Origin of the sequence: Moorena sp. SIO4E2 (genome assembly GCF_010671945.1) — a bacterium.
GTDB classification, from domain to species: domain Bacteria; phylum Cyanobacteriota; class Cyanobacteriia; order Cyanobacteriales; family Coleofasciculaceae; genus Moorena; species Moorena producens.
Genome location: NZ_JAAHIE010000784.1, coordinates 1 through 2,830 on the forward strand (window position 1 = coordinate 1; position 2,830 = coordinate 2,830).

Sequence of the window (2,830 nt, forward strand, 5' to 3'; positions counted from 1 at the left end):
CCGAAAGTGGTCCCAAGCATCCAGTGGTGGAGCAGTTTACATCTGTTGTTAATCAAGAAGCCTTTAGTGAGGAAGGGTTTCAGGTTCGCAATTTTTTCTACAGTCAGGATTCGTTAATTAATTTTCTCTACGGTCTTAATCCCCTAGATCAAGAGACCTCTGTCAACACTCCTGCTCCCAGTCGTCCTCTAATCATGGCCTTCGGGATTGATCAGTTGGAGATACCTCGTCGCATCAATGAGCTAAAACGACTGAATGTCGGTAGAGAATCCCTGTTTGAGCGAGACATGGTATTGATGTTTTGGCTCAATAAACCACAATTTTTGGATGAGTTTCGCCTGCGGGCTCCGGATTTCTGGGATTGGCGGGAGCAGATTGTGGAATTTCAAACCCATCCCCCCTTGGCACAGTTATTTTATCCCTATCTGGATTGGTTAATTGCCCAGAATTCTAATCTTAAGTTTAGTGGCGTGATGCAGGTGCAGCGCCAAGTCGATATTTTTCTGGATCAGGTCTATATTTCCCTGAAGGCTGAACGTCAGAAGCTAGTGGTTGATAGCTCCGATGCTAGGCATTTATCTAAAGCTAATTTATCTAGCCCTTCGATTAGGTTTGATGAGTTTGAAGCAATACCCCAGGATATCGATATCTCTAGCAATACTAAAACTATTCCGCAAAAGGTTGATTTAGCCAAAGCCATACAGGATAGTCAGTATAGCATCATTTTGGGAGACCCTGGTGCTGGGAAAACCACCCTGCTGAAATATCTAGCGCTTCATTTTGCCACCGCTCAACGGGATGACCAGGAAACGGTATTAGCAGGGGAGGCTGAAGAGGATTTGGGGCAAACTCGCTTACCGGTTTTCTTTCGGATTGCTGACTATGCGGAACGGTTGGCAACCCAATCCGACTTGAGCTTGCAACAGTTTCTTAGGGAATTCTCTGAGCAGTGGCAAAGTCAATTTACAAATCAGACTGGTAACGAACTGAGCAATAGCCCCCTAAATCCCCCAATTCTGGGGGACTTTGAGACAGGAGTTAGCAATAGCCCCCTAAATCCCCCAATTCTGGGGGACTTTGATAGCATTTCCCCGCAAAATTGGGGGGTTAGGGCGTGTTTTCAAAGTTTTCCGCAAGATGATGATCCCCCCCAGCCCCCCTTAATAAGGGGGGAGCAATACTCAAAGTCCCCCGAGCGAGGGATTGCTCGCTCGGGGGATTTAGGGGGATCTCCGAGTTTGAAGACACGCTCTAGGGGGGCAAAACCAAGTCAACTTGGTAGATCCGATACTAATACAACCATTTTTGAGCATTTATGTCGCAAACTCCATAGTGGGGTGTGTCTGGTGCTGTTGGATGGCTTAGATGAAGTGTTTAATCAGGAAATACGTCAGCAGATAGTTGACAAAATTGAAGAGTTTGTTAAGGAATTCCCGAAGAACAAGTTTGTGATTACTAGCCGGATTGCTGGCTATCGGGAAGTTAAATTAAGCCAACGGTTTTCCCATTTCACCATTACTGAGATGGAACCGGAACAGGTGGATCGTTTTCTGGACCGATGGTGTCTAGCGGTAGAGAAAGCTCAAAGGCCGGATGCCAGTCAGCACTATTGGCAGCAGGAAGCCGATCATCAAAGTGGGGAACTTAAGGAAGCGATCAGAGCCAGTGAGGGAGTCAAGCGTATGACCGGGAATCCCTTATTGTTAACGATTTTGGCATTAATTCACCGCAATGGCTCTCGCTTGCCCAATCAACGGGTAAAACTCTATGAATTAGCGGTCCAAACCTTGACGGAAGATTGGCAATTGAGCAAAAAATTGCCCGGTGTTGAGACCGTAGTGCTCAAAGAAAGTCAGGTGATGGCACTGTTGGCTCCCTTGGCTTACTGGATGCATGAACACAAACCCTCGGGATTAGTCAGTGAACCAGAGGTTAGGGAACAACTAGCCCAAATCCATGGGGAGTTGAATGATGAAGACCCAGATTCCGAGAGCGTGCAGTGGCAAATTAATGATTTTTTGCTGAGGGTCAGGGAAACAACCGGTTTGTTTGTAGAACGTGCCCCTGGTAGTTATGGGTTTATGCATCTGACCTTTGAAGAATATTTTGCCGCTCGGTATATTGCGGATAATGATGTTAGTGAGATTCTCGATATTATTAATTCCCATCGATATGAAGCCCGTTGGGATGAACCAATTTTGTTAGCCTTAGGGTATTTGGGCAGTGAGAATCCCAGACGAATAAATAAGTTAGTTCAAGGATTTTTTAAACCCTTAGATCAGTATCAGCCTAGGATTGATCATGGGGAAATCAGGATTATAAAGCATTCATCGCAGGATGTGGTTTTAGTTTGGCCAGTCTTAGGGGAAGATTCAACGGTTTCATACCAGGAGTCGCCATCGGTATTGCAGGATTTACTGTTTGCGGGTCAAGTTTTGGCTGATGTTGATGTCAACAGCAAGATTCGAGCCAGGGTGATTCAGCAGTTGGTCTCGACTTACTTGGGGTTAGATCAAGACTTTGAACATGAAACGATTAAGGCATTGTTGACCAGGCTACGAGATATTGAAAGGTTTAATCAAAAGGATGAAGTGATTAGGTGTCTACAAGAAGCCGCTAATACTATAAAGCTAAGTGAAGAGCAATGGGTAAAAACTCAGTTAGCAAGTTTATACATAGCTTGTGGTCAACCTGGAGAAACCTTAAGCTGTTGCGCATTTAAACTGTGATAACAGCATTGCCTTTGTTTTTTATTTTTCGTACCCATTTTATAATTAACCCTCCTTCATTTAAAAGATGATTTAACAAACATTCTAATTCTTCAATTGAT

Annotated in this window: 1 protein-coding gene; it reads left to right on the forward strand. The window is 44.6% G+C overall.

From position 1 onward, the window contains the following. Positions 1–2,729 (forward strand): NACHT domain-containing protein (locus tag F6K37_RS37145; protein WP_502887809.1); only part of this gene is annotated, 2,729 nt, incomplete at its 5' end. Positions 2,730–2,830: the final 101 nt, after the last annotated feature.